At 70.7% G+C, this 7,076-nt stretch carries 6 protein-coding genes; 1 reads left to right on the top strand and 5 read right to left on the bottom strand.

The window, feature by feature from the left end; translation table 11 throughout:
* Positions 1 to 195: 195 nt before the first annotated feature.
* The 5 genes from FPZ41_RS27255 to dctA all read right to left on the bottom strand — a co-directional run bounded on the left by FPZ41_RS27255 (position 196) and on the right by dctA (position 6,418).
* Complete coding sequence (locus tag FPZ41_RS27255) at positions 196 to 1,167, bottom strand: SGNH/GDSL hydrolase family protein (RefSeq protein WP_152866308.1); 972 nt, start codon at positions 1,165 to 1,167, stop codon at positions 196 to 198.
* A gap of 155 nt (positions 1,168 to 1,322) precedes the next feature.
* Entirely contained in the window at positions 1,323 to 2,417 is a 1,095-nt protein-coding gene (locus FPZ41_RS27260) for a tartrate dehydrogenase (protein ID WP_152866309.1), read from the bottom strand.
* 203 nt (positions 2,418 to 2,620) lie between these two features.
* Positions 2,621 to 3,520, bottom strand: a complete 900-nt coding sequence (locus tag FPZ41_RS27265; protein ID WP_152866310.1) for a LysR family transcriptional regulator — start codon at positions 3,518 to 3,520, stop codon at positions 2,621 to 2,623.
* 241 nt (positions 3,521 to 3,761) lie between these two features.
* On the bottom strand, positions 3,762 to 4,922 hold the full coding sequence (locus FPZ41_RS27270) for a glycerate kinase (protein WP_152866311.1): 1,161 nt from the start codon (positions 4,920 to 4,922) through the stop codon (positions 3,762 to 3,764).
* On the bottom strand, positions 4,922 to 6,418 hold the full coding sequence (dctA, locus tag FPZ41_RS27275; protein ID WP_152866312.1) for a C4-dicarboxylate transporter DctA: 1,497 nt from the start codon (positions 6,416 to 6,418) through the stop codon (positions 4,922 to 4,924). Before dctA ends, FPZ41_RS27270 begins: the two co-directional genes overlap by 1 nt.
* Positions 6,419 to 6,720: 302 nt before the next feature.
* Between dctA and FPZ41_RS27280 the strand changes: the two genes are divergently transcribed.
* The coding region (locus tag FPZ41_RS27280) for an aldo/keto reductase (RefSeq protein ID WP_265584260.1) at positions 6,721 to 7,076 on the top strand (356 nt) is incomplete at its 3' end.

Consider the following 7,076-nt stretch of genomic DNA (forward strand, 5'->3'; position numbering starts at 1 on the left):
AGCAGGGAACCTTTTCTCGGGATCTCGCTTACCTGCCCAGGCTGTCCCGAGGAGGGCCCTCCGGTCGTCGTGCCGCTACTGGAAGTTCGGGCTACTGAAATCGCAGTACGGGCTGCCTGAAATCGCAGTACGCCTGGCAGCGCGCAGTACGCCTGAGGACGCGTAGGACGCCTGAGGACGCGCAGTACGTTCGCGTCAGCTCCCGGCTGCCCTCACCGCGCTCAGCACGGCCCGTGCCATTCCCCGCTCTCCCCGCTCGTTCGGATGGACGGCGGCCGCCGGAGCCGCCGGGATCAGGGGCTCGATCCAGCGTACGTCCGGGTCCGCGCAGGCGTCCCGGCCGACGGAGGGCGTGTAGGTGTCGACGTACACGGCACCGGCGGCTTCCGCCCTGTCCCGCAGCATGGCGTTGAGCTGCTGCTCCTTCTGACGCAGGAAGCTCACGTCGCCCGGCGCCAGCCTCATCGCACGGACGCAGTCACCATCACCGCCACCGCCACCGTCCTTGGCCGGCAGGATCGCCGGATACCCCACGACGTACACCCGCGCCTTCGGCGCACGGTGTCCGATGGCCCGCAGCACGGCGGACATCCGCCTGCCCGCCGCCGTGATCCTCGTCGCGACCTCGTCGGTGCCGACGGAGACGTACCGCGCGCGGCACGGATCGTCGTCCGCCCGGCTCATGGACCCGTTCTCCATCTGATACTGCTGATACCGCGCACCGGCCTTGACGCACGTGGTGACGAGCGAGGAGAAGCCGATGTCGTTCCCGCCGATACCGAGGGTGACCAGCCGCGTGTTGGACGACACAGCCGACAGCTGGGCCGGGTTGACCCCGTCGTCCGTCGACTGCGGCGCGAACAGGTCGCCCATGGTGGCCCCGCTGCAACTCATGTCGCGGAACCGGGTGGCCTCCAGGCCCAGGCCGTCGGCGACCAGTGCCGGATAGTTCCGGTCGGAACGGTCACAGCCCGCGGGCTCGCCGTTCTGGTCGGGGATGTCCGGGCCGGACGTATAGGAGTCGCCCAGTGCGGCGTAGTGGCCCTTCGGGAGCCTGGAGCGGGACGACGCGTCGCCACTGTCGCCGTCCCGCACGACCAGCACCGCGGCGAGGAGCGTGGCGCACGAGACGACCGCCGCCAGTCCGAGGGTGTGACGGGTTCTCATCTCCGATACCGCCCCGGGCTCTCATGGCACGATCCGCCTGGTCGTCGTGCCCATGCTGGCACCGAGCTGGTGGGGGCGCATGTGGAAGGCCCGGGTACGTACATGCCGTGAGGAACAGACCGAGACGTTCGGGGGCGGCATGCCCGCGGCGACGGTCAGGCGTCGAGCGCGTCGATGAGGGCCTTGGTGACGTCCTCGGTGGTGGCGGTGCCGCCGACGTCGCGGGTGAGGATGCCGGCGGCGGTCGTGGCCTCGATGGCCTTGTTCAGGCGGGCCGCCTGGCCGGGCAGGCCGAAGTGGTCCAGCATCAGGGCGGCGCTGCCCACCGCACCGATCGGGTTGGCGAGGCCCTGCCCGGCGATGTCGGGGGCGGAGCCGTGGACCGGCTCGAACATGCTGGGGAAGCGGCGCTCGGGGTTGAGGTTGGCGCTGGCGGCGAGGCCGAGGCTGCCGGCCAGCGCGCTGCCGAGGTCGGAGAGGATGTCGGCGTTGAGGTTGGAGGCGACGACGACGGAGAGGTCCTCGGGACGCAGGACGAACTTCGCGGACATCGCGTCGACGAGGACGCTCTCGGTCTCCACGTCCGGGTAGTCTGCGGCGACCCGCTTGAAGACGTCGTCCCACAGGACCATGCCGTACTGCTGGGCGTTGCTCTTGGTGACGGACGAGACCTTGCGGCGGGTGCGGGTTCGGGCCAGGTCGAAGGCGAAGCGCATGATGCGTTCGCAGCCGACCTCGGTGAACAGGGCCGACTGGAGGGCGACTTCGCCGCCCTGTCCGCGGCCGGAGAGGTTGCGGCCGCCCAGGCCGGCGTACTCGCCCTCGCTGTTCTCGCGGACGACGACCCAGTCGAGCTCGGTGTCGTCGGCCTTGCGCAGGGGGCTGGTGATGCCGGGCAGGAAGTGGACGGGGCGGACGTTGGCCCACTGGTCGAAGCTCTGGCAGATCTTCAGGCGCAGGCCCCAGAGGCTGATGTGGTCGGGGACGGTGGGCCAGCCCACCGCGCCGAAGTAGATGGCGTCGAAGTCCTTGAGCTGGTCGAGCCCGTCCTCGTCCATCATCTTCCCGGTGCGCTCGTAGTACTCGCAGCCCCAGGGGAACTCCTCCCAGGCGAAGGCGAACTCGGTGTCGGAGCCGCGGGAGTCCTCGGCCAGGGCATCGAGGACGGCGCGGCCCGCGGCGACTACTTCCCTGCCCACGCCGTCGGCGGGGATGGCGGCGATGCGGAACGTACGGGGTGCGGTGGTCATGAGGGCCTCCGGCTCGCTGTGGTGGGGTCGCTGTGATGGGGTCGGTTCGAGTCAACACAGGGCTGCCGTGGCGCGTCCAAGACCTGCTTTCGATGCGACGTATAGGTGTGGCCGATGGATCTCGCGTCCAGGTGTGGCCGATGGATCTCGCGTCCAGGTGTGGCCGATGGGTCTCGCGTCCAGGTGTGGCCGATGGGTTTCGGTCAGACGTCACGTGCCCGTCGCTGGGCCAGTGACCTGGTGAGGGCCAGGAAGGCCCGCGCGGCCGGGGTGAGGTGCGCGGGCAGGCTGACCATCGCCACATGGAGGTGGGCGGTCGGCTCGATGGGGGCGACCACCGCCCCGCAGCGGCGCGCCAGCCAGGTCCAGGAAGACGGCAGGACCGCGACGCCCACCCCGGTGATGACCAGCGGCAGGATCGACGTGCGGTGGTCGACGACGGTCACGATCTCGGTGCCGGTGCCACCGGCGGTGATGTCGTCGACGATGCTGCGCATCAGGCTGCCCGTCCGGGACGCGATGAGCTTCTGCCCGGCGAGATCTCCGGGCCGGATGGCGACGTCGTCCTCGATGGCGCCGCCCGGCGAGGCCACGACCACAAACGGCTGGTCCTCGACGTGCAGGACGTCCAGCCCGGTCGGGTGCACCGGGGTGGCGCTGCCGAGCAGGCCCAGTTCGCAGGCGCCGCTGCGGACCAGGGAGATGACCTCGTCCGGAGTGAAGGCGGCCTGCGTGCTCACCGTCACGGACGGGTGCAGGTCGGCGAAGCGGTGGATGAGGGTGGTCAGCGGTTCGATGCCCGGGGAGGGCATGGTGGCGACCTCGATGGTGCCGCCGTGCAGCCCGGCGAGCGCGGCGGCGGTGTCCCGTACGGCCGCGAGGTCGCGCAGCACGCGCCGGCTGGGCTCCAGCAGTTCGGCGCCGGCTTCGCTGAGGACCACGCCGCGGCCCATGCGGTGGAAGAGGGCGACTCCGAGGTCGGCTTCCAGGTTGGCCATCGCCTGGGACAGCGACGGCTGGGCCACGTGCAGCGCGGCGGCGGCCTTGCTGAAGCCGCCGTGCTCCACGATGGCGAGGAAGTACTCCAGCTGCCGTGCGTCCATGACGCCTCCCCACTTCGACCAGGTCCGGCCTTGGTCCGGGCTGGGTCCGGCTCGGTCCAGCCTTGGTCCGGCTCGGTCCAGCCTTGGTCCGATTCGGTCCAGCCTTGATCCGACTCGGTCCGACTCGGTCCGGCCTGAGTCCAGTCTGGTCCGGCCTGGAGTCCGGTCTGGGTCCGGCCCAGTCCAGCCTGGTCCGAACCCGTACAGGCCCACCTGGTTCCCTCTCGTCCGGCAGGTGACCCTACCTGCCGGTTTCGCTCCCCTCGCGTCCGATCCAGCGGTCGGCGAGGCTCCGTCCGCACTGGGCGAGCAGCCGGGCGGACAGGACGCTGTCCTTCGCGCAGTCCTGGTCGGTCAGGTCCGTCAGGGCCTGGACGGAACGGAAGTGGGCGGCGGCACGGTCGGCGGGCAGCGTGCACCGCCCGGACACGGCGTGCACATCCTTCCCCTGCCGGCCGGCCCGCCGGGCGAGCGCAACCGGCAGCTTGCCCGACAACGACTGCTCGTCCAGGCTGCCTTCGCCGGTCACGACGAGGTCGCTGCCGGCCAGCAGATCGTCGGCGCCGAGCAGCGTGAGGAAGTAGTCGGCACCCGAGCACACCCGGCCGCCCAGCAGCAGCCCGGCGTACCCGAGGCCGCCGGCCGACCCTGCCCCCGGGGCCTCGGCGAGGCGGGCCGCGTCCGCGACACCCGTCTCCTGGAGCCGTCGTACGAAGGTGCCGAGCGCGGCGTCCAGTTCGCGCACGTCGCTCGCGGTCGCCCCCTTCTGGGGTCCGTACACGGCGGCCGTGCCCGTCGGCCCGAGCAGCGGGTTGTCCACGTCGGTGGCGAGGACCAGGTCGACGCCCGCCAGTGCGGCACGGGCTTCGGTGAGGTCGGCCGTGTGGAGGCCGGCGAGCGCTCCGCCGCCCTGGCCGACCGGTGTGCCGTCCTCTCGGGCCAGGACGGCGCCGAGGGACTGGAGAAGACCGGCACCGCCATCGGTGGTGGCCACCCCGCCGAGCGCGAGGACGATCGTGTCGACCGTGTCGGGACCGCCTGCCAGCGCGTACTGGACGGCCTGACCGATACCCCGGCTGGTGGCCGTGAGCGGTGCCTTGTGTCCGCCCGGCAGGACGCCGAGTCCGCAGATGGCCGCGGCTTCGATGAGGACGGTGCGGCCGTGCACCGCGACGAGGGCGGTGACGGGCTGCCCGGTCGGGCCCGTCACGATGATCTCCTCGGGGCTGAACCGGCCCGAGCAGGCGGCGGCCACGCTGCCCTCTCCCCCGTCGGCCAGGGCGAGCCGGCTGACCCGGGCGTGCGGGGCAGCTTCCAGCAGCCCGCGCTCCAGCGCGCGGGCCACGTCGTCGGCGCCGAGGGAGCCCTTGAACTTGTCCGGTGCGACCAGGACGGACACCATCAGGGCTTCACCTCGGCCGGTACCGGGGCGGCGGCGCTCCCGGCGCCCTCGTCCCCGGTGTCATCGTCCTCAGGGTCTCCGGGAGCCGGAACCTTGTGGCCGGCCTCGACGGCGGCCGGCGCGTCGGTACGGCTGTCCTCCTCGGCCCGGGCGGCGGAAGGCGCGTCCCCGTCCCTGGCCTTGCCGGACAGCACCGCGCGGGCCCTGGCCAGGTCCAGGGTGTTCTCCCATCTGGCGACGAAGAGGGTGGCGACGGCGTTGCCGGAGAAGTTCACCAGGGCCCGGCACTCGGACATGAACTTGTCGATGCCGAAGACGAGCATGATGCCGGCCGCCGGGACCGTACCGACCGTGGACAGGGTCGCGGTGAGGGCGATGAAGCCGCCGCCGGCAACGCCTGCGGCTCCCTTGGAGGTCAGCAGCATGACGGCGAGCAGGCCGAGTTGCTGGGTGACCGTCAGGGGGGTGTCGGTGGCCTGGGCGATGTAGAGGGTGGCGAGGGAGAGGTAGATCGCCGCACCGTCGAGGTTGAAGCTGTAGCCGGTCGGCACGACCAGACCGACCGTGGACCGCTCGACGCCCATGTGCTGCAGCTTGCGCATCAGTCCGGGCAGAGCGGGCTCGGCGGTGGACGTGCCCAGGATCAGGAGGAGTTCCTCCTTGAAGTAGCGGAGGAGCTGGAAGATGTTCAGCTTCACGTACGCGGCGAGCACCCCGCCGAGCACGACCACGACGAACAGGGCGGAGGTGACGTAGAAGAGCAGGATCAGCGAGCCGAGGCTGGTCAGCGTCGACAGGCCGAACTTCCCGATGGCGTAGGCCATCGCGCCGAAGGCGCCGAGCGGCGCGGCCTTCATCACGAAGGACAGCACCTTGAACACGACCTCGGTGAGGCGGTTGACGCCGGCGATGACCGGTTCGCCGGCCTTGCCGACGGACTTGAGCGCCACCCCGAAGATCACTGCCAGGAAGATGACCTGGAGGATGTCGCCGTCGACGAACGGCCCGAAGAAGCTGTCCGGCACGATGTGGGTGAGGAACTCCCACCAGTGCTGGTGCTGCCCCTTCTCGATGTAGTCCCCGGCGTCGCCCGACGTGTCGAGGGCGGACGGGTCGGCGTGCACACCGTCGCCGAGCCGGAAGATGTTGATGGCCACCAGACCCGTCACCATGGCGACGATCGTGCCGACCTGGAAGTAGGTCAGGGCCTTGACGCCGGTCAGGCCGACCTTCCTCAGGTCCGCGACGCCGGCTATGCCTCCGATGATGGTCAGGAAGACGATCGGCCCGATCAGCATCTTCATCGCGGTGATGAACGTCGTGCCGATCGGCTCCATGGGCGTGGCCAGATCCGGCCACCTCCAGCCCAGCACGATGCCGATCACGATCGCCACCAGCACCTGTACGTACAACTGCCGGTACCACGGCTTCGCTGAGATGCGCGCGGCCTGCTCGGCTCGCTCGCTGCCTCGCTCGCTGCCCGGGGTATGCGTCATTGCAGCCTCCCTGATCGCGCGACACCGAGCCCGACCGGTACGCGCATGCGTTGAGCGACAGTGAACCGGGCGGCACATCAGGGGGTCCACGACCAAAAATCGATGCCCCGTATAGGCGCGGCCTATCTGTTCGGCTCCAGCAGCGCGGCACCGTGACCGGGCCCCCGAGGGGCGGGCACGAGGGGGCACGAGGGTTGTACGAGGGGGGTCACATCAGTGCCTCTCACCTCGCGCAGGGCAGGGCCGGGCCGGGCTAGCGTGGGGCCGACTCCTACGTCCTGGCCACCAAGGTATGGGGACAGATGTCCGACGCCCCGGCCGACAAGGGCCTGTCCCCCGCGCAGATCGCCCGGCAGATCGATGCGTCCCTGCCCCGCCTCCGGACGGACTACGTGGACCTCTACCAGGCCCACCGCTTCGACCTCCGTACCGATCGAGGACACCATCGAGGCCTGTGCTCCGCCAACGGCATCTCGCAGATCGTCTGGTCTCCGCTGGCCCAGGGGATCCTGACCGGAAAGTACAAGCCCGGTCAGCCCGTGCCCGAGGGAAGCCGGTTCGCCAGCGAGGAGATGTCGGTCAGCAAGGACCTCCTGTACTCCGACGCCGCGCTCGAAGCGGTGCAGCGCCTCGTCCCGATCGCCGAGGAGGCGGGGAG

Origin of the sequence: Streptomyces acidicola (assembly GCF_009377235.1) — a bacterium.
Lineage (GTDB): Bacteria > Actinomycetota > Actinomycetes > Streptomycetales > Streptomycetaceae > Streptomyces > Streptomyces acidicola.